The 20438-nt window shown below is 69.6% G+C and carries 18 protein-coding genes; 14 read left to right on the top strand and 4 right to left on the bottom strand.

Features of this window, described 5'->3' with window-relative positions:
• The first annotated feature begins 7 nt into the window (after window positions 1-7).
• The 13 genes from murG (at window position 8) to ROJ8625_RS12405 (ending at window position 14775) form a co-directional block, all read left to right on the top strand.
• Window positions 8-1120, top strand: a complete 1113-nt coding sequence (gene murG, locus ROJ8625_RS12465) for an undecaprenyldiphospho-muramoylpentapeptide beta-N-acetylglucosaminyltransferase (protein WP_085792210.1) — start codon at window positions 8-10, stop codon at window positions 1118-1120.
• The gene (gene murC / locus ROJ8625_RS12460; protein ID WP_085792209.1) at window positions 1117-2520 is read left to right on the top strand and encodes a UDP-N-acetylmuramate--L-alanine ligase; all 1404 of its coding nucleotides are present in this window, start codon (window positions 1117-1119) and stop codon (window positions 2518-2520) included. Before murG ends, murC begins: the two co-directional genes overlap by 4 nt.
• Entirely contained in the window at window positions 2517-2771 is a 255-nt protein-coding gene (locus ROJ8625_RS12455; protein WP_085792208.1) for a DUF2484 family protein, read from the top strand. The genes murC and ROJ8625_RS12455 overlap by 4 nt, the downstream gene beginning before the upstream one ends.
• Window positions 2768-3022 (top strand): DUF2484 family protein, encoded by a 255-nt coding sequence (locus ROJ8625_RS12450; RefSeq protein ID WP_085792207.1) that lies wholly within the window; start codon window positions 2768-2770, stop codon window positions 3020-3022. The genes ROJ8625_RS12455 and ROJ8625_RS12450 overlap by 4 nt, the downstream gene beginning before the upstream one ends.
• Before the next feature lie 54 nt (window positions 3023-3076).
• Window positions 3077-4009, top strand: a complete 933-nt coding sequence (gene murB, locus ROJ8625_RS12445; protein WP_085792206.1) for a UDP-N-acetylmuramate dehydrogenase — start codon at window positions 3077-3079, stop codon at window positions 4007-4009.
• A 167-nt stretch (window positions 4010-4176) separates the two neighbouring features.
• A complete protein-coding gene (locus ROJ8625_RS12440) occupies window positions 4177-5091 on the top strand; it encodes a D-alanine--D-alanine ligase (RefSeq protein WP_200813315.1) in 915 nt (304 codons plus the stop codon).
• On the top strand, window positions 5079-5951 hold the full coding sequence (locus ROJ8625_RS12435; protein ID WP_234984255.1) for a cell division protein FtsQ/DivIB: 873 nt from the start codon (window positions 5079-5081) through the stop codon (window positions 5949-5951). Before ROJ8625_RS12440 ends, ROJ8625_RS12435 begins: the two co-directional genes overlap by 13 nt.
• Entirely contained in the window at window positions 5948-7282 is a 1335-nt protein-coding gene (ftsA, locus tag ROJ8625_RS12430; RefSeq protein WP_085792205.1) for a cell division protein FtsA, read from the top strand. The genes ROJ8625_RS12435 and ftsA overlap by 4 nt, the downstream gene beginning before the upstream one ends.
• Before the next feature lie 171 nt (window positions 7283-7453).
• A complete protein-coding gene (ftsZ, locus tag ROJ8625_RS12425; protein WP_085792204.1) occupies window positions 7454-9121 on the top strand; it encodes a cell division protein FtsZ in 1668 nt (555 codons plus the stop codon).
• A 198-nt stretch (window positions 9122-9319) separates the two neighbouring features.
• Window positions 9320-10240, top strand: coding sequence for a UDP-3-O-acyl-N-acetylglucosamine deacetylase (gene lpxC / locus ROJ8625_RS12420; protein WP_085792203.1), 921 nt, complete (start codon window positions 9320-9322; stop codon window positions 10238-10240).
• A gap of 157 nt (window positions 10241-10397) precedes the next feature.
• Window positions 10398-11252, top strand: coding sequence for an outer membrane protein assembly factor BamD (locus ROJ8625_RS12415; RefSeq protein WP_085792441.1), 855 nt, complete (start codon window positions 10398-10400; stop codon window positions 11250-11252).
• Window positions 11253-11347: 95 nt separating this feature from the next.
• A complete protein-coding gene (recN, locus tag ROJ8625_RS12410; RefSeq protein ID WP_085792202.1) occupies window positions 11348-12994 on the top strand; it encodes a DNA repair protein RecN in 1647 nt (548 codons plus the stop codon).
• A 98-nt stretch (window positions 12995-13092) separates the two neighbouring features.
• Window positions 13093-14775 (top strand): chloride channel protein, encoded by a 1683-nt coding sequence (locus tag ROJ8625_RS12405; protein ID WP_085792201.1) that lies wholly within the window; start codon window positions 13093-13095, stop codon window positions 14773-14775.
• A 40-nt stretch (window positions 14776-14815) separates the two neighbouring features.
• Here the strand turns inward: ROJ8625_RS12405 and ROJ8625_RS12400 are convergent, their stop codons facing one another.
• From ROJ8625_RS12400 to ROJ8625_RS12385, 4 genes are all read right to left on the bottom strand, one after another.
• Complete coding sequence (locus ROJ8625_RS12400) at window positions 14816-15160, bottom strand: DUF427 domain-containing protein (protein ID WP_085792200.1); 345 nt, start codon at window positions 15158-15160, stop codon at window positions 14816-14818.
• 55 nt (window positions 15161-15215) lie between these two features.
• Window positions 15216-17021, bottom strand: a complete 1806-nt coding sequence (locus tag ROJ8625_RS12395; RefSeq protein WP_085792199.1) for an aminopeptidase P family protein — start codon at window positions 17019-17021, stop codon at window positions 15216-15218.
• Window positions 17022-17124: 103 nt separating this feature from the next.
• Window positions 17125-19002, bottom strand: a complete 1878-nt coding sequence (cobT, locus tag ROJ8625_RS12390; RefSeq protein ID WP_085792198.1) for a cobaltochelatase subunit CobT — start codon at window positions 19000-19002, stop codon at window positions 17125-17127.
• Between the two features lie 44 nt (window positions 19003-19046).
• Window positions 19047-19424 carry a hypothetical protein gene (locus ROJ8625_RS12385; protein WP_085792197.1) on the bottom strand — a complete coding sequence of 126 codons (378 nt, stop codon included), beginning with the start codon at window positions 19422-19424 and terminating at the stop codon, window positions 19047-19049.
• 125 nt (window positions 19425-19549) lie between these two features.
• Between ROJ8625_RS12385 and ROJ8625_RS12380 the strand changes: the two genes are divergently transcribed.
• Complete coding sequence (locus tag ROJ8625_RS12380; protein WP_085792196.1) at window positions 19550-20368, top strand: TIGR00282 family metallophosphoesterase; 819 nt, start codon at window positions 19550-19552, stop codon at window positions 20366-20368.
• Window positions 20369-20438 lie beyond the last annotated feature (70 nt).

Here is a 20438-nt window from a genome sequence, read left to right as displayed (position 1 = left end):
GGACGAGATGGCCGAGACCGGACGACAGAAGCTGATCGTGATGGCTGCCGGGGGCACCGGCGGCCACATGTTCCCGGCGCAGGCGCTCGCAGAGGCGCTCCTGGCGCGCGGCTGGCGGGTGAAGCTGTCGACCGACGCGCGCGGCGCGCGCTATACCGGCGGCTTTTCCCACGCGGTCGAGATCGAGGAGGTCGCCTCCGCCACGTTCGCGCGCGGCGGACTGCTGGCAAAGGCCGGCGTGCCCTTCAAGGTCGCCGGCGGTGTGATGTCGATGGCGTCGCGGATGCGCAGCGACCGGCCCGATGTGGTCGTCGGCTTCGGCGGCTACCCGTCGATCCCGGCGCTCGGTGCCGCGACGATTCTGGGTCTGCCACGGATGATCCACGAACAGAACGGCATCCTCGGCCGGGTGAACGAGATCTTCGCCAAACGGGTCGACGCGGTGGCTTGCGGCACGTGGCCGACGGCGCTGCCGGACGGGGTGGAGGGCACCTTCGTCGGCAACCCGGTGCGCGCCGCGGTGCGCGAGCGGGCCGGCGCGGGCTACATCGTTCCCGGCGACTACCCGATGTCGATCCTCGTGATCGGCGGCAGCCAGGGCGCGCGCATCCTGTCGGACGTCGTGCCGCCGGCCATCGCCGCCCTGCCGATGGAGACGCTTCACCATCTGAGGGTCAGTCACCAGGCCCGCGACGAGGATGCAGAGCGCGTCGCCACCTATTACGCGGAAAACGGCGTCGACGCGGACGTGCAGCCGTTCTTTCACGACATCCCGGCCCGGATGAGCGAGGCGCAGCTGGTGATCTCGCGCTCGGGCGCGTCGAGCGTGGCTGACCTCAGCGTCATCGGGCGCCCGGCGATCCTCGTGCCGTTCGCCGCCGCCGCCGGCGACCACCAGACCGCGAACGCCAAACAGCTGACGGAGGCGGGGGCGGCGATCCGAATGCCCGAGAGCCGCCTGACCGTCGAGTCGATGACCGACGCGATCCGTGCGATCCTCGAGGATCCCGACGGCGCGCTCCGGATGCACCAGGCGGCCCTGTCGGTCGGCCGGCCCGACGCCGCCGACGACCTCGCCGCGCTGGTCGAACACCTGGCAGAGAAGGACAAGAGCACATGAATGCCGCCACCAAGCTGCCCACCGACGTGGGCCCCATCCATTTCGTCGGCATCGGCGGGATCGGCATGTCGGGCATCGCGGAGGTGCTGCTGAACCTCGGCTACACCGTGCAGGGCTCGGATCTGAAGGCGTCGAAGATCACCGAGCGCCTCGAGGGGCTGGGCGCGCGGATCTTCATCGGGCAGTCGGCCGAGAACCTCGAGGGCGCGGAGGTGATCGTGATCTCCTCGGCGATCAAGCCGGGCAATGCCGAACTCGACGCGGCGCGCGCGCGCGGGCTTCCGGTCGTGCGGCGGGCCGAGATGCTGGCCGAGCTGATGCGGCTCAAGTCGAACATCGCGGTGGCGGGCACCCACGGAAAGACCACGACGACGACGATGGTGGCGACCCTTCTCGTGGCCGGCGAATACGATCCGACGGTCGTGAACGGCGGCATCATCCACGCCTACGGCTCGAACGCGCGGATGGGGCAGGGCGAATGGATGGTGGTCGAGGCCGACGAAAGCGACGGCACCTTCAACCGGCTGCCGGCGACGGTGGCGATCGTCACCAACATCGACCCCGAGCATATGGATCACTGGGGCGATTTCGAGCGGCTGAAGCAGGGCTTTCTCGACTTCGTGTCGAACATCCCCTTCTACGGTCTCGCCGTGTGCTGCACCGACCACGAAGAGGTGCAGCGGCTGGTCGGGCGGATCACCGACCGCCGGGTCCTGACCTACGGCTTCAACACGCAGGCCGACGTGCGCGCGGTCAACCTGCGTTACGAGCGCGGGATCGCGCATTTCGACGTCGCCCTGCAATCCGAGGGCACGATGATCGAGGGCTGCACCTTGCCGATGCCGGGCGATCACAACGTGTCGAACGCGCTGTCGGCCGTGGCGGTCGCGCGTCATCTGGGCATGAAGCGCGCGGAGATCCGCGAGGCGCTGGCCAACTTCGGCGGCGTCAATCGCCGGTTCACCCGCGTGGGCGAGATCGACGGCGTCACGGTCATCGACGACTACGGCCACCATCCGGTCGAGATCGCGGCGGTGCTCAAGGCTGCGCGGCAGGCCTGCGAAGGCCGCGTGATCGCCGTGCACCAGCCGCACCGCTATTCGCGTCTGCATTCGCTTTTCGATGATTTCTGCGCCTGCTTCAACGAGGCCGACGTCGTCGCGATCGCCGACGTCTATTCCGCCGGCGAGGATCCGATCGAGGGCGCGGGCCGCGACGATCTCGTGGCCGGGCTGGTGCGGCACGGCCATCGGCATGCCCGCGCGATCCGCGACGAGGACGACCTCGAGCGGCTGGTGCGCGAACAGGCGCAGCCGGGGGACATGGTCGTCTGCCTCGGGGCGGGCACGATCAGCGCGTGGGCGCACGGCCTGACCCGCCGGCTGGAGGCAGCGGCGTGAGCGCGCCGCTGGTGGTCGCCTGCCTCTGGGCCCTGGCGGCCACAATCGTGGCGATGCTGCCGATGCGGCGCCAGTACGCGCCGGGTCTCGGTCTGCTGATCGCCGCGCCGGCCTTGCTTGTCTGGATCGGTGTGGTGCACGGTGCGATTTATGCGGTGTGCGGGTTTGCAGCTTTCGTGTCTATGTTTCGACGTCCATTGGCGCATTTCATGAAATGGACGGTGTGGCGTTTCCGGGAGGAGCCGAAATGACCCTGTCGCTGATCCTCGCGCTGGCCTGGGCCGTCACGGCGAACGTTCTCGCCATGATCCCCTCCCGCGACAATCACTGGTCTCGCGCCTATGTCCTGATCGCCGTGGGCATTCCGCTCCTGGGCTTCGTCACCTACGAGAACGGCCCGTGGATCGGGCTTCTCGCTCTCGCGGCCGGGATGAGCGTGTTGCGCTGGCCGGTGCGCTACTTCGTGCGGTGGATGCGGCGGCAGTCCGCCTCGCGCGCCTGAGCGCGGACGCCGCGGGGCTTTACGCCCCCGGCGAGTTTGGGCAGGACACGCGCCATGACCCTGACCGATCTCCCCCGGGTTCGCGGACGCCTGACGGCCGAGCGCGCCCTTTCCGACCTGACCTGGCTGCGCGTCGGCGGACCGGCGGACTGGCTGTTCCAGCCGGCCGACGTGGCCGACCTGCAGGATTTCCTCGCCGCGCTCGACCCCGCGGTGCCGGTCTTTCCGATGGGGGTCGGATCGAACCTGATCGTCCGGGACGGCGGCATCCGCGCGGTGGTGATCCGGCTCGGCCGCGGCTTCAACGGCGTGGAGATCGACGGAACGCGGGTGACCGCGGGGGCCGCGGCGCTCGATGCGTTCGTGGCCAAGCGCGCGGCTGCCGCAGGCGTCGACCTGACTTTCCTGCGGACGATCCCCGGCGCCGTCGGCGGCGCGGTGCGCATGAACGCAGGCTGCTACGGCACCTATGTCGCGGACGTCTTCGTGTCGGCTCGGGCGGTGACCCGCGACGGCCGGTTGATCACCTTTGCCGCCGACGACCTGAACTTCCGCTACCGCCAGACCGACCTGCCCGACGGGGCGGTGATCGTCGACGCGACCTTCGAGGGCGCGCCTGGCGCGGCCGACGCGCTCGAGGCCCGCATGGCCGACCAGCTCGCGCGGCGCGACGCGACGCAGCCCAGCAAGGAGCGGACGGCGGGATCGACCTTCCGAAATCCCGCGGGCTTCTCCTCGACCGGGCGCGACGACGACGTGCACGATCTCAAGGCCTGGAAGGTGATCGACGACGCCGGGATGCGCGGCGCGCGCCGCGGCGGCGCGCAGATGTCGGAAAAGCACTCGAACTTCCTCATCAATACCGGCGACGCCACGGCAGCCGACCTCGAAGGTCTTGGCGAGGATGTGCGAAAAATGGTTTTTCAAAGCAGTGGAATATCGCTACATTGGGAAATCATGCGGGTTGGTGAACCGATCCGCGACTGAGGACGGACGGGCCCGCCGCGATACGCGGCCTTCGGCCCCGAACCGCCCCGGAGCAGACCGGGAAACCGGGACAATCGCGACCACAGGCAGGTTGCAACGAAAATGACATAACGGATTCCCCGCCATCGGTGTGGGCGGGCAGGTCCGAGGCACGAGGCAGTTTTGGGATGTCGAGCAGGGCACTCCCGAAAGTGGCGGTGTTGATGGGCGGCATCTCGGCCGAGCGCGAGGTGTCTCTCTCGACCGGGCGTGGCTGCGCCGCCGCTTTGCGGAACGAGGGGTTCGAAGTGGTCGAGGTCGATTGCGACCGCGACCTTGCCGCGCGCCTGTCCGAGATTTCCCCCGACGTCGCCTTCAACGCGCTGCACGGTCCGATGGGCGAGGACGGCGCGGTTCAGGGACTGCTCGAATGGATGGGCGTGCCCTATACGCATTCCGGGGTCCTCGCCTCCGCGCTCGCCATGGACAAGGAGCGCACCAAGGCCGTCTATCGCAACATCGGGCTGCCGGTGGCCGACAGCCGGCTCGTGTGCAAGGCGGAGCTCTCCGGCGGGCACCCGATGGTGCCGCCCTACGTCATCAAGCCCTACAACGAAGGGTCTTCGGTCGGGGTCTACCTCGTGGCCGAGGGTGAGAACGCGCCGCCGGCGCTTGCCGACACGATGCCGGACATCCTGATGGTCGAGGCGTTCGCGCCCGGGCGCGAGCTGACCACCACTGTGCTGGGCGACCGCGCGCTGACCGTCACCGATATCGTCACCGACGACTGGTACGACTACGACGCCAAGTACAAGCCCGGCGGGTCGCGCCATGTGGTGCCGGCCGACATCCCGCAGGACATCTTCGATGCCTGCCTCGATTACGCGCTTCGGGCGCACCGGGCGCTCGGCTGTCGCGGCGTGAGCCGCACCGACTTCCGCTGGGACTCGTCGCGCGGCCTCGCGGGGCTCGTGCTTCTGGAAACCAACACGCAGCCCGGCATGACGCCCACCTCCCTGACGCCGGAGCAGGGCGAGAGCGTGGGCATTCCGTTCGGCGCGATGTGCCGCTTTCTGGTGGAGGACGCTTCGTGCAACAGGTGACCCGGATCGATCCCGCGCCGTCGCGCCTGCGCTACCGGATGCAGCGGATGATGCTGACGCCGGCCTACCGCCTAATGCTGCGGGTCGGGCTGCCGCTGGCGCTCACCTTCGGCGGCGCGGCGTTCTGGCTGAGCCAGCCCGAGACCATCGAGCGGATCACGCTGGCCTGGAGCGATGCCCGGGCCATGATCGAGGAACGCCCCGAGTTCATGGTCAAGCTGATGGCCGTCGACGGCGCGTCCGACGAGGTCGCCGAGGAGGTGCGCGCGCGTCTCGCGGTGGACTTCCCCGTCTCATCCTTCGACCTCGACCTCGAAGCGATGCGCGACACCGTCGCGGAACTGGCCGCGGTGAAGTCCGTGCGCCTGCATATCCGCCAGGGCGGCGTGCTCGAAGTCGACGTGGAAGAACGCGTGCCCGCGGTCCTGTGGCGCACGGCACAGGGGTTGTGGCTGGTCGACCCCGAAGGTGTCGTCGTCGGCCCGGCCGAGACGCGCTCGGCGCATCCGGATCTGCCGGTGATGGTGGGCGACGGCGCGGACCTCGCCGTGGCGGAGCTTTCGGCGCTCCACGTCGCGGCCGCGCCGCTGCGCGGCCGGCTGCGGGGCTTCGTGCGCAAGGGCGCGCGGCGGTGGGACGTGGTACTCGACCGCGGGCAGCGGATCATGCTGCCCGAGGCCGGGGCGGTGCGCGCGCTGGAGCGCGCTATCGCGATGGACGATGCCGTGGATCTCTTGGCGCGCGATCTCGTCGCCGTCGATCTGCGGCTTCCGCGGCGACCGACATTGAGAATGACCGATCATGCGCTGGAAGAACTCTGGCGCATCAAGGCGATTGAGGCAGGGACACAGAATAGATGATCGAGCTCTACGAATCCCAGCGGGCGATGCGCAACATGCGCAAGGCGGCGATGCAGCGCGGTGTCATCGCCATTCTCGATGTCGGGAGCTCGAAGATCGCCTGCTTCGTGCTGCGCTTCGACGGCACCGAGCGGATGCATGACCAGGACGGCGTGGGCAGCCTTGCCGGTCAGTCGGGGTTCCAGGTGATCGGTGTCGCGACCACGCGCTCGCGCGGCGTGCGTTTCGGCGAGATCAGCGCCATGCAGGAGACCGAGCGCGCGATCCGTACCGCGGTGCAGGCGGCGCAGAAGATGGCCGACAAGCGGGTCGACCACGTGATCGCGTGCTTCTCGGGCGCCGATCCGCGCAGCTACGGACTGTCGGGCAAGGTCGACCTGCAGGGCACCACGGTCAGCGAGCAGGACATCGCGCGCGTGCTGTCGGCCTGTGACGTGCCCGATCTTGGCCATGACCGCGAGGTGCTGCACGCTCAGCCGGTGAACTTCGCGCTCGATCACCGCTCCGGCCTCGGCGATCCGCGCGGACAGATCGGCCAGGAACTCGCGACCGACATGCACATGCTCACGGTCGACGGCATGGCGGTCCAGAACCTCGCGCAATGCGTCAAGCGCTGCGATCTCGAACTCGCGGGCATCGCCTCGTCGGCATATGCCAGCGGCATCTCGGCTCTCGTCGAGGACGAGCAGGAACTGGGCGCGGCGTGCATCGACATGGGCGGCGGCGTGACCAGCGTGTCGATCTTCATGAAGAAGCACATGATCTACGCCGACGCGGTCAAGATGGGCGGCGACCACATCACCGGCGACATCTCGATGGGTCTGCAGGTGCCGATGGCGACGGCCGAGCGGATCAAGACCTTCCACGGCGGCGTGGTGGCGACCGGCATGGACGACCGCGAGATGATCGAGATCGGCGGCGACACCGGCGACTGGGAGCACGACCGGCGCACGGTGACCCGCGCCGAGCTGATCGGGATCATGCGCCCACGCGTCGAGGAGATCCTCGAGGAGGTGCGCGCCCGGCTCGACGCGGCCGGGTTCGAATACCTGCCGAGCCAGCAGATCGTGCTGACCGGCGGGGGCAGCCAGACGCCGGGGCTCGACGGCCTCGCCTCCAAGATCCTCGGCCAGCAAGTGCGGCTGGGCCGTCCGCTCCGTGTGCACGGCCTGCCGCAGGCGGCGACGGTGCCGAGCTTCGCCAGCACGGTCGGCCTCTGCCTCTTTGCCGCGCATCCGCAGGACGAGTGGTGGGACTTCGAGATTCCGGTGGAGCGACTGCCCGGCCGGACGTTCGGGCGCGCCGTGAGATGGTTCAAGGAAAACTGGTGACCGCAATATCTGCGCGTTTCGGCGAAATCACGCGAGTCTCGGAAAGAACTGCGGCAGATTTGGTATGATTTTCGTGTTTTTTGCGTGACGTCAGGCCCTGCAAACGATAGCATCGGGTAAAAATAGGCGGAAAAGGGCCCGGCCGGCCCAAAGCAAGCAGGCGGAACAGCGATGACACTCAACCTTTCGGTGCCCGGGAACGATGAACTGAAGCCGCGGATCACGGTCTTCGGCGTCGGCGGGGCGGGCGGCAACGCCGTCAACAACATGATCGAGAAGGCGCTCGACGGCTGCGACTTCGTCGTGGCGAACACCGACGCGCAGGCTCTGCAGCAAAGCCAGGCGGACAACCGCATCCAGCTCGGCGTGAAGGTGACCGAGGGTCTGGGTGCCGGTGCCCGCGCGACCGTGGGCGCCGCGGCGGCAGAGGAGTCGATCGAACAGATCGTCGATCACCTCGCTGGCGCGCACATGTGCTTCATCACCGCCGGTATGGGGGGCGGCACCGGCACCGGCGCCGCGCCGATCATCGCTCAGGCGGCCCGCGAGCTGGGCGTCCTGACCGTCGGCGTCGTGACCAAGCCCTTCCAGTTCGAAGGCGCCAAGCGCATGCGCCAGGCCGAGGACGGCGTCGAGGCGCTGCAGAAGGTCGTCGACACGCTCATCATCATTCCGAACCAGAACCTGTTCCGTCTGGCGAACGAGAAGACGACCTTCACCGAGGCGTTCTCGATGGCCGACGACGTCCTGTACCAGGGCGTGAAGGGCGTGACCGACCTGATGGTGCGCCCGGGTCTCATCAACCTCGACTTCGCCGACGTGCGCGCGGTGATGGACGAGATGGGAAAGGCGATGATGGGCACGGGCGAGGCCGACGGCGAGGATCGCGCGATCCAGGCCGCCGAGAAGGCCATCGCGAACCCGCTGCTGGACGAGATCTCGCTGCGCGGCGCCAAGGGCGTGCTCATCAACATCACCGGTGGTCACGACCTCACCCTGTTCGAACTCGACGAGGCGGCGAACCGCATCCGCGAGGAAGTCGACGCGGACGCGAACATCATCGTCGGCTCGACCCTCGATCAGACCATGGAAGGCCGGATGCGCGTGTCCGTCGTCGCCACCGGCATCGATGCGACCGACGTGAACACGGAAATGCCGGTGCCGCGCCGGTCGCTGCGTGAGCCGCTGCGCCAGACGGTCGAGGCCGAGGACGTGGCCCACGCCGCGCCCAAGCTGACCGAGGCGCCGCGTCCCGCGCCCGCCGCCGCGACGGCGGCCCCGGCCGCGCAGGTCGCGCGTGACGACCAGGAGCCCTCTCTCTTCGAGGATCTGAACGCCGAACGCACCGCCGCCGCCGACGAGATGGAAACCATCTTCGAGGAGGACACGGCCGAGGGCGACGACGGCCTGCCGCCGCCGGCGTACCAGCCCAAGCCCGCCGCGGCCGACCATCGCGCCGTCGAGGTGGAGCCCGAGGACAGCCCCGAGACCTTCGTCGCGCCGCGCGCCCCGGCTCCGGGAACGCCTTCGCCCGAGGCACTCGCCCGGCTCCAGGCCGCCGCCGCGCGGTCCCGTCCCGAGGCGCCGGCAGCACCCCAGCGCAGCGCGCAGCCGCAGCGCGCGGCACAGCAGACCGCCGAGGGCGAGAAGGCCCGCTTCGGGATCAATTCGCTCATCAACCGCATGACCGGCCACGGTCACGAGGCCGCTCCGGCCGCCGCGGCACGGCGCCAGCCGCCCGTGCAGGCGCACCGGCCCGAGCCGATCCAGGACGATCACGCCGAGGAAGATCAGGACCGGATCGAGATCCCCGCCTTCCTGCGCCGGCAGGCCAACTGACACCGCGGCCCGCGGGACACCGAGCGCCCCCTCTCCGGAGGGGGCGTTTTTCGTTTTGGATCAGGGGCTTGAGAATTGCGACTTCGTGTTTCAAGCCGTTGTAATCTTTGATTTGAGCGAAGTGCACGTGATCTCTAGATCAAATGGCAGACGCAGGGGCGCCGTGCCTCCGCCACACCAGCGATCCGGAGACAGACCGTGCAGACGACCGTCAGAGCAGCGATCACGTTCGACGGGGTGGGCCTCCACTCCGGTCGTCCGGCGCGCCTGACCATCCGCCCGGCCGGAGCGGAGCATGGCATCTGGTTCAAGCGCACCGACATCCGCCTGGGCGACACGCTCGTGCCGGCGCGCTGGGACGTCGTCCAGCGTTCGCCGCTCTGCACGCGCATCGTGAACGCCGCCGGCGTCGAGGTGCAGACGGTCGAGCACGTGATGGCGGCCCTTGCGGGCTGCGGCGTGCACAACGCGTTGGTCGAGATCGACGGACCGGAAGTGCCGATCCTCGACGGCTCGGCGGCGCCTTTCGTGCGCGGTATCCTCGGCCGTGGCCTGCGGACACTGGCCGCACCGGTGCGCGCGCTTCAGATCCTGAAGCCGGTCGAAGTCCGGACCGACGCGGGCTGGGCGCGCCTGTCGCCGCATGACGGCGTGCGCATGGACTTTCACATCAGCTTTGCCGACGCGGCGATCGGAACGCAGCGCAAGTCGCTCGACCTGTCGAACGGCGCCTTCGTGCGCGAGCTGTCGGACAGCCGGACGTTCTGCCGCAAGGCCGACGTGGACACGATGCGGGCCCACGGGCTCGCGCTCGGCGGTACGCTGGACAATGCCGTCGTCGTCGAAGGCGCGCGCGTTCTGACGCCGGGCGGGCTGCGCCACGCCGACGAGGCGGTGCGCCACAAGATGCTGGACGCACTGGGCGACCTGGCGCTGGCCGGTCATCCGGTCCTCGGGCTCTACGAGGGCCACAAGGCCGGTCACGCGATGACCAACTTGCTGCTGCACGAAGTGTTCGCGACGGACGGAGCCGCGCGGCTGGTGGAGATCGGGCCGGAAATGCGCGCCCGTCTGCCCGGCGTCGGCATCCAGCGCGAAGAGATCCCGGCGGTGGCCTGATCGGGTCCGCCGGATCTGCGGTCGCGCCGCGCGGCGACCGCGACGCCGCAGCGCGCGGCGAAGTGATCCTAGGCCGTTTTGCCCCGGAATTTTCTGTGCTAGAGGCGTGTAACGACAAGGGGCAGGCAGCTCCGCGGACGAGCTGAGGGTGATCCGGATGGCAGGCGGAATCGTGCGGTTTTCCTTGATTGGGGCCGGTCTTTTCGCACTCGCGCTGTCGGGATGCGGCAACGGCGAGCGTCCGGGCACCGGCCCCGGGGGCGTTCCTCTCGAATCCTTCACGGCTGAACAGATCTACGAGCGCGGCGAGTTTGAACTCGACCGCAACCGCCCCGACGACGCGGCGGAATACTTCGCCGAGGTCGAACGCCTCTATCCCTATTCGGAGTGGGCGAAGCGGTCGCTGATCATGCAGGCCTTCGCGTTCCATCGCGACCGCGACTACGAGAACAGCCGCGCCGCCGCACAGCGGTACATCGATTTCTATCCGCTCGAGGATGACGCGGCGTACGCGCAGTACCTTCTGGCGCTGAGCTATTACGACCAGATCGAGGAAGTCGGCCGCGACCAGGGGCTGACCTTCCAGGCGCTGCAATCGCTGCGTCAGGTCATCGAGGTCTATCCCGACAGCGAATACGCCCGCACCGCGATCCTGAAATTCGACCTCGCCTTCGACCATCTCGCCGGCAAGGAGATGGAGATCGGGCGCTATTACCTGAAGCGGCAGCACTACGCCGCGGCAACCAACCGGTTCCGCGTGGTGGTCGAGGACTTCCAGACGACGACGCACACGCCCGAGGCGCTGCACCGGCTGGTGGAGGCCTACCTGTCGCTCGGTCTGACCGACGAGGCGCAGACCGCCGGCGCCATCCTCGCCTACAACTACCGTTCGAGCGAGTGGTACGAGGACAGCTACGCGCTCCTGACAGGGCAGGGCCTCGAGATGCGCTCCGTGGGCGACAACTGGCTCTCGGCGATCTATCGCCAGATGGTGCGGGGCGAGTGGCTCTGACCCCGCGCCCCCGCCGGCCGTGTGCGGCACGGCCCGGTCTCGATCTCGCCGCGCCCCGTTGCAGCCCGACTGACTTTGGCCCTACACCCTGAGCCATGCTGCGCGCGCTGGAGATCCGCGACATCCTGATCATCGACCGGCTGGAGCTTGCCTTCCAGCCGGGGCTGAACGTGCTGACCGGGGAAACCGGGGCCGGCAAGTCCATCCTGCTCGATGCGCTCGGTTTCGTGCTCGGCTGGCGCGGCCGGGCCGAGCTGGTGCGCTCCGGCGCGACGCAGGGCGAGGTCGTGGCGGAGTTCGATCTGCCGCCTGACCACCCGGCGCGCGAGGTTCTGGCAGAAGCCGGGCTCGAGGCTGACGACACGCTGATCCTGCGCCGCGTCAATACCAGCGAGGGACGCAAGACCGCGTGGATCAACGACAGGCGCGCCTCGGGCGAGGTGCTGCGCCGGCTGTCCGACACGCTGGTGGAACTGCACGGGCAGCATGACGATCGCGGGCTTCTGAATCCCAAGGGCCACCGCGCCATTCTGGATGCCTTCGCAGGGACCGACGCCGAGCGCGCCGAGGTGCGCACGGCGTGGACGGCGCGCACGCGCGCCGACAGGGCGCTGGTCGAGGCGCGCGAGGCGGTGGCAGCGGCCCGCGCGGAAGAAGAGTTCCTGCGCTTCGCGGTCAAGGAGCTCGACGACCTCGCGCCCGAACCGGGCGAGGAAGAGGCGCTCGATGTCGCCCGGCGGCGGATGCAGGCGGCCGGACGGATCCGCGAGGATATCGGCCGCGCGCACCAGGCGTTGTCGGAGCAGGCCGAACAGGCGATCGGTGACGCGACCCGCTGGCTGGAGGGAGCCTCGGACGGTGCCGACGGCGCGCTCGACGCGCCGCTCGCCGCGCTCGACCGCGCGATGGTGGAACTGGGCGAGGCGGTGTCCGGCGTCGAGACCTGCCTCGACGGGCTGAGCTTCGATCCGAGCGATCTCGAGACGACCGAAGAACGGCTCTTTGCCCTGCGCGCCCTCGCGCGGAAGCACCAGATCGCGCCGGACGAGCTGGCCGATCTGCGTGCGGATCTGTCGGGGCGGCTGGATGCGCTCGACCGGGGCGCGGCGGGCCTTTCGGATCTCGAGACCGCGCTTGCGGAGGCCGAGAGCGCCTACGACGCCGCGGCTGAGCGGCTATCGATCGCGCGCAAGGCGGCCGCGGAGCGGCTCGACCGCGCGGTCTCGGCCGAGCTCGCACCCCTCAAGATGGAGCGTGCGGTCTTCCGCACCGAGATCGAGGAGGCGGCCCCCGGCCCCGAGGGCCGCGATGCGGTCGCGTTCACCGTGGCCACGAACCCCGGCGCGCCGTCGGGCCCGCTCAACAAGATCGCCTCTGGCGGGGAGCTGTCGCGCTTCCTTCTCGCGCTGAAGGTCTGCCTCGCCGAGGGCGACCGTGGCGTGACCATGATCTTCGACGAGATCGACCGCGGTGTCGGCGGCGCCACCGCCGATGCCGTGGGCCGCAGGCTCGCCGAGCTGGCGAATGGCGGGCAGGTTCTCGTGGTCACCCATTCGCCGCAGGTCGCGGCACTGGGCGCGCATCATTGGCGGGTCGAGAAACGCGTGGCGGACGCGGCCACGGTCTCGACGGTCACCGCGCTCGACGCGGCGGAGCGCGAGGGCGAGATCGCCCGGATGCTGGCCGGCGACACCGTGACGGACGAGGCACGGGCTGCCGCGCGGGCACTTCTGGCCGGCTGAGGGAACCCGGCGGCCCTTGCAGGCCGCAAGCCTTGGCCGTGCCGCGCAAACGTCCTATGCCGGAAAAGACGCGTGGACGGGAGGACGGTCGGCTTCGGATGACGGCAGGGCAAGAGCCATCGCGCGCCGGGGCAGGTGCGCCCGGGCGGGTGCGCCGCGGTCTGGATTTCCTGCGCGACCGCGGGCCGAGCCAGATCCAGTTCTGGTTCATCGCGCTGCTCATCGGCATTGCCGCGGGATTTGCCGCGCTGGTGTTCCGCCTCGGCATCGAGTGGCTGCAGGCCGCGCTCTACGGCGTCGACGATCCCAACCTCCTTGCCAGTTTCGCGGCCGACCTCGAATGGTACTGGGTGATCGCCATCCCGATGCTCGGCGGTATCGTCGTCGGCGGGATCGTGCACTGGGTCATCGGAGACGGGCGCATCCGGTCGGTCGCCGACGTGATCGAGGGCGCGGCGCTCAACGAGGGCCGGGTCGAGGGCCGCGCCGGGGTCGCGTCCGCGCTGTGCTCCTGGATCACGCTGTCCACCGGCGGCTCGTCCGGGCGGGAAGGTCCGGTCGTGCACATCGCCGCGATGATTTCCAGCAAGGTCGCGAGCCTGATCAACGCCGACGGCATCACCGGCCGCGACCTTCTGGGCTGCGCCGTCGCCGCGGCGGTGTCGGCCAGCTTCAACGCGCCGATCGCCGGCGCGCTTTTCGCGCTCGAAGTGATCCTGCGGCATTCCGCGCTGCACGCGTTCGCGCCGATCGCCATCGCATCGGCGGCGGGCACGGTCATCAATCGCCTCGCCTTCGGCGACGTGACGGAGTTTCGCCTCCCCGGCACCACGACGGTCGAGTTCTACCTCGAATTGCCCGCTTTCCTCGTGCTTGGGCTCGTCTGCGGGGCTGTCGCGGTGGTGACGATGCGCGCGATCTTCGTGTCCGACGACATCGCGAGCGCGTGGCAGAAGCGGCTCGGGCTGCCGTATTTCCTGCGTCCCGCCGTCGCCGGCACGCTTCTGGGCATCATGGCGATCTGGTACCCGCACATCATCGGCGTGGGCTACGAGACGACGTCGCTCGCCCTGACCGGAAGCCTGTCGACGCACGAGGCCGTCGTGTTCGTCGTGCTGAAGGTGGCGGCACTCGCGATCACGATGGCCGGGCGCATGGGCGGCGGCGTCTTTTCACCCTCGCTGATGATCGGCGCGCTCACCGGTCTCGCCTTCGGGCTGATCGCGACCGGGCTGTTCCCGAACCAGTCGGGGTCCCACACGCTCTATGCGCTGGCCGGCATGGGCGCGGTCGCGGCGGCCGTGCTCGGCGCGCCGATCTCGACCACGCTTATCGTGTTCGAACTCACCGGCGACTGGCAGACGGGGCTCGCGGTGATGGTGTCGGTGTCGATGTCGACGGCGCTTGCGTCCCGGATCGTCGACCGGTCCTTCTTCCTCACGCAGATCGAGCGCCGGAACGTGCATCTCGCCGCCGGGCCGCAGGCCTATCTCCTGTGCATGTTCAAGGTGCAGAACCTGATGCGCAAGCCGACCGACCTGGGCGCCGCGGACACCGAGACCTGCCTGTCGATGATCGAGAAGGGCGTGTCGGTAAACGCAGCTGCGACGCTCGAGACCGCGCTTCCACGGTTCGAGGAGACCGGCGCGGCCTTCCTTCCGGTGGTGCGCCGCTCGCCCGAGACCGGCTCGCTCGAGCTCGAAGGCGCGCTGTTTCACGTCGATGCGCTCAAGGCCTACAACCGCGCGCTCGCCGCGACGGCGGAAGAGGAACACAGCTGAGCGGCCTGCGGTGCGCGGCGACGGTCGCCGCGCATATCCCCTACAGCTGTTCGACCGTCACGCCGTCCTGCTCGTCGAAGGCGAGATAGCCGCGGATCTGCGACACCGCCTCCTTGGGCTCCTCGTAGCTCCAGACGGCGTTCAGGTAGGTCCGGCTCTTGGACATGATCGAGAAATACCGCGCCTCGCCCTTCTTGGGGCAGGTGGTCACGTGGTCGGTGCGGTCCAGCAGCGCCATCGCGATGTCGTCGCGCGGAAAATAGATGACGTCGGGATGGCCGGATTCGCTCAGCTCCAGCGCGTTCGCGGATTCCCCGAGAACGGCGCCGCCGGCCCGGACGACCCACGTGCCTTCGGCCGGGCGGATCTTGATGTCGTCGCTCATGGTTGTCTCCCTGTCCTTGTTGTCTCTATGGCCCGTGCCGCGTCACAGGAATGTGTCACAGCGGCGCGCAGGCGGCGTCCAGCCATTCACGCGCCGCCGCGTCGAGATGCGGCGACAGCCGCGCGTGGCAGGTCGCGTGATAGGCGTCGAGCCAGTCGCGCTCCGCCGGGCTCAGCATTTCGGGCACGATCAGGCGCCGGTCGATCGGCACGTAGGTCAGCGTCTCGAAGGTCAGCATGCTCGGAATCGTGGCACCCGGCAGCTCCGGGGCCTCCTGCACGACGACGAGGTTCTCGATCCGGATGCCGTAGGCGCCCTCGCGGTAGAAGCCGGGCTCGTTCGACAGGATCATCCCCGGTTCCAGCGGCACGGTGCCGGAGCGGGCCAGCCGCTGTGGGCCCTCGTGCACGCTCAGGTAGGCGCCCACGCCGTGGCCGGTGCCGTGGGCGTAGTCCCGCCCGGCCTCCCAGAGCGGCAGGCGCGCCACCGCGTCGAGGTCGCGTCCGGCGAGGCCCTCGGGCCAGCGCAGCCGCGACATCGCGATCATGCCTCGCAGGACACGGGTGAAATCGGCGCGTTCGTCTTCGGCGACCTCGCCGATGGCAACGGTGCGCGTGATGTCGGTCGTCCCGTCGCGGTACTGTCCGCCGGAATCGACGAGCAGCAGGTGCCCGGCCTCCACGGTGGCATTCGTCGCCTCGGTCACGCGGTAGTGCACGATGGCGCCGTGTGGCCCGGTGCCCGCGATCGTTTCGAACGAGATGTCCAGAAGCTCTCCGGTCGCGCGGCGCTCGGCCTCCAGCCGCGAGACCACGTCGATCTCGGTCAGGGTGCCGGGGGCCTGGGCATCGAGCCAGGCGAGAAACCTGGTGACCGCGACGGCGTCCCGGGCATGCGCGGCCCGGGCGCCCGAGATCTCCGCCTCGGTCTTCGTCGCCTTGGGCCGCAGGCACGGGTCGGTGGCGTGCTCCGTGGCAACGCCGGCCTCGCGCAGGATCCGCGCGACGGCGACCGGACAGGAGGCGGGGTCGATCCGAACCGGGCCATCGAGCGCGGCGAGCGCCGCCTCGAACGAGTCGGGGGGCGCGACATCGACACGCGAACCGAGGTGATCGCCGATCCCGTCGAGCTTCTCCGCCGCGATGAAGAGCGTGACCCGGCCCGAGGCATGCAGGATCGCGGTGGCGTGCGGCACGGGATTGCGGGGGATGTCGCTGCCGCGGACGTTCAGAAGCCACGCGATGCTGTCCGGCAAGGTGAGCACCGCGGCCGATGCCGGCGCGATGTCGGCGGCGAGCGCCGCGATCTTTTCGTCGTGGCTGCGGCCGGCGAGGTCCTCGGGTTGTACCGTGACCGGCCCGAGCGGCGGATCGGGCTGATCGTCCCAGATCCGGTCGACGAGGTTGTCGACCTGCACGAAGGTGATTCCCGGCGCGCCGTTCTCGAGCCGGGAGAGCGTGTCGACGCTCGTCAGCCAGGGATCGACACCGATCCGTCCGCCCTCGGGCAGCGCCTCGGCGAGCCATGCCCACGGCTGGATCTCGGGCCAGTCGACAGGGGTGAAGACCGGGTCGGCCTGATCGCGGGCCTGCACCCGGTAGCGGCCGTCTACGAAAAGACCGGCGCGGTCCTGCAGCGCGACGCAGAGCCCGGCCGAGCCGGTGAACCCGGTGAGCCAGGCGAGGCGTTCGTCGCGCGGCGCGACGTATTCGCCCTGGTACATGTCGGCGCGGGGCACGATGACGCCGTCGAGCGCCTCTCGCGACAGCTCCGTGCGCAGGGCGGCCAGCCGCCCGGGCCCCTGGTCGGGGCGGGTGGTCTGTTCGAACCGCTGAAAGGTCGTTGCGCGCGTGTCTTTCACACGACTTCTCCCCGGTGTCGGCTGCCTGGCTGTCGTGCCGGGCCGTGAACGACGCGCGCGGCGTGATGCACCGCTCTCGTGCCGCGTCGCCCGGGCGCGGCTGTCACGAGGCGCGCCGCATGCCCATGACGCGCGCGCGGGCGCGCGGATCGCTGTCGAAAAGCGACGCGAGCTGTTCGGTCATCGCGCCGGCGAGCTGATCCACGTCGGTGATCGTGACCGCGCGGTCGTAGTAGCGCGTGACATCGTGCCCGATCCCGATCGCCAACAGCTCCACCTGCTTCTTGCGTTCGACCATCGCGATGACGTCGCGCAGGTGCTTCTCGAGGAAGTTGGCGGGATTGACCGACAGCGTGGAATCGTCGACCGGCGCGCCGTCCGAGATCACCATGAGGATCTTGCGCGCCTCGGGCCGGTGGACCAGCCGGCGGTGCGCCCATTCGAGAGCCTCGCCGTCGATGTTTTCCTTCAGCAGACCCTCTTTCATCATCAGGCCGAGATTCGCGCGGGTGCGCCGCCACGGCGCGTCCCCGCTCTTGTAGATGATGTGGCGCAGGTCGTTCAGGCGCCCGGGCTGCTGTTCGCGGCCGGCGTTGAGCCACGATTCGCGCGCCATGCCGCCCTTCCACGCGCGGGTGGTGAAGCCGAGGATCTCGACCTTGACCGAGCAGCGTTCGAGCGTGCGCGCGAGCACGTCGGCGCAGATCGCCGCGATGGAGATCGGCCGCCCGCGCATCGAACCGGAATTGTCGAGCAGGAGCGTCACGACCGTGTCGCGGAACTCCATGTCCTTCTCGACCTTGAACGACAGCGGCGTGGTCGGGTTGGCGACGACGCGGGCGAGCCGGCCGGCATCGAGGATGCCTTCCTCGCGGTCGAATTCCCACGAGCGGTTCTGCTGGGCCTGCAGCCGGCGCTGGAGCTTGTTGGCGAGCCGCGACACCGCGCCCTTGAGCGGGTCGAGCTGCTGATCGAGATAGGCACGCAGGCGTTCGAGCTCGGTCGCGTCGGCCAGATCCTCGGCGCGGACCTCCTCGTCGAACGCGGTCTCGTAGACGGTGTAGTTCGGGTCGGCCTCGGACGCGGGCGGGAGCGGGGGCGGATCCATCGGCGCCTCGCCCTCGGGCAGCTCGGTCTCCTCGCCCATCTCCTCGTCGGCCATCTCGTCGAGCGAGACCTGCGCCTGCGCGGAATCGTCGGTCTGCTCCTGGCTCTGCTCGGGCGACGCCTCGGGATCGTCCTCGCCCTCGTCCTGATCGCCGGTCGAGTCGGGATCCTGGTCGTCGTCGGTGCCGTCCTCGGCCTCGTCCTGCGACTCGTCGTCCATCGAATCCGGGTCATCGCCGAGCTGATCGCCGTATCCGAGGTCAGTGATGACGCGGCGGGCCAGCCGCGCGAACTCGGCCTGGTCGGCGATCGCGGCTTCGACATCGCCGAAATTGCCGCCGGCCTGGCTGTCGAGGTGGTTGCGCCACAGGTCCATGACCGTGCGCGCGCCCTCGGGCAGATCGCGCCCGGTCGCGAGGTGTCGCACGTAGTAGCCCGCCGCGGTCGACAGCGGCACGTCGGCGGCGTCCTTCACCTCGGCATAGCCCTTGCGCGCCGCGTCGTATCCGATCTTGGCGTCGATGTTGCCGGCGGTGCCGGGCATGTCGCGCGCACCCATCGCCTCGCAGCGGGCGGTCTCCATCGCCTCGTAGATCTCGCGTGCCATGTCGCCCTGCGGCGCGTAGCGCGCGTGCGTGCCGGAATCGTGGTAGCGGCGGTGCAGCGCGAGCGCGTCGGCGGTGCCACGCGCCAGCAGGATCTCGTCCGGCGCCAGCCGGCGCGACACTTGCGGCAGCCGCATCGCGTCGCCCGACACGCCGGACGGATCGACCGTGTAGCTGACCGTCAGTTCCGGGTCGTGGGCCATGACCTTGGTGGCCTCGGCCAGCGCCTTCTTGAACGGATCCGCCGGGTTGTCGGAGTTCTTCGCCATGCGGTCTTTGTCCTCTCTGCACGGGCGATTGGCAAGAGGGCGGCTCAGCCCAGAACCAGCGCCTCGCAGCTGCGGCGATGCGCCTGCGCGGTGGCGGCGGCGACGCGGCGATGCCTGGGGTCGGGATGGAACCGGGCGTCCTGCAGCAGCCGCGCCTGATCGGCGCGGGCGCGAATCCGTTGATCGCGCCGCGTCGCGGAGCCCTCGGCGCCGGTCGAGGCGGCATCGCGGAGGTCGGCGAAGGTGTCCTGCATCCGCTCCGTGCGGTCGTCATGCCGGCCGTCGAGCCATCCGAAGGCGAGCGCGGCCCCCATGCGCCCCTCGCACCGCGCGAAAACCGTCGCCGGGTCGCCGGTGGGCAACGCCGATGCCGCGCCGGTAAGCGCGAGAGAGGCGAAGAGGGCGAGGACGAAAGGCCGCATGATGTGAAACCGAGCATACGGGCCTGAAGTTCCGGTTGAGGCCGCACGCGGGCGCGTTGTCGCGGGGCGGGCGCGGACCGTGTTTGCGCTTTGCTTTTGCGACCGGCGGCACTAGGCCTCGCTGCATGCGAATTCTCTTTCTCGGCGATGTGATGGGGCGGGCCGGCCGGGCCGCGGTGGCGGAGCGGCTGGCAGAGCTTCGAACGCGGTGGCGCGTCGATTTCTGCATCGTCAACGGCGAGAACGCGTCCAACGGTGCGGGGCTGACCGGGGACCACGCGAAGGCCCTGTTCGAGGCCGGCGCGGATTGCGTGACGCTGGGCGACCATGCCTTCGATCAGAAGGACATGCTGCAGGCCATCGAGTCCGAGACCCGCATCGTCCGCCCGCTCAACTTCGCCAAGGGCGCGCCGGGCCGCGGTCACCGGCTGTTCACCGATGCGCGCGGCCGCAAGGTGCTGGTCGTGCAGGTGCTGGGCCAGGTCTTCATGAAGCGGCCCTTCGACGATCCGTTCTCGGCGGTGGAAACGGTGCTCAAGGCGCATCCCCTCGGCGGGCAGGCGCAGGCGATCGTGCTCGACATGCATTGCGAGGCGACGTCGGAGAAGATGGCGATGGGCCATTTCTGCGACGGCCGCGCCAGCCTCGTCGTCGGCACGCACACGCACGTGCCGACCGCCGACGCGCAGGTTCTGCCGGGCGGGACCGGGTACCTGACCGATGCCGGAATGTGCGGCGACTACGACTCGGTCATCGGCATGGACAAGACCGAACCGCTGCGCCGGTTCATCACGGGCATGCCGAAGGGGAGGTTCCAGCCGGCGCTGGGCGACGCCACGCTGTCAGGCGTTCTGGTGGAGACCGACGACCGCACGGGCCGGGCGACCGCGGTGCACATGGTGCGGGATGGCGGGCGACTCATGCCGGGCGATCCGTCCGCATGACACGCCCGAGCCGCGACGCCGGACCCGCTTGTGCCGCGCCGACGCCTTCGACAAGATGGCGGCTGGCCTC

The organism is Roseivivax jejudonensis (assembly GCF_900172265.1).
Lineage (GTDB): Bacteria > Pseudomonadota > Alphaproteobacteria > Rhodobacterales > Rhodobacteraceae > Roseivivax > Roseivivax jejudonensis.
Note: the sequence above shows the minus strand (reverse complement) of the source record. Positions and strands in the feature narration are given on the sequence as shown.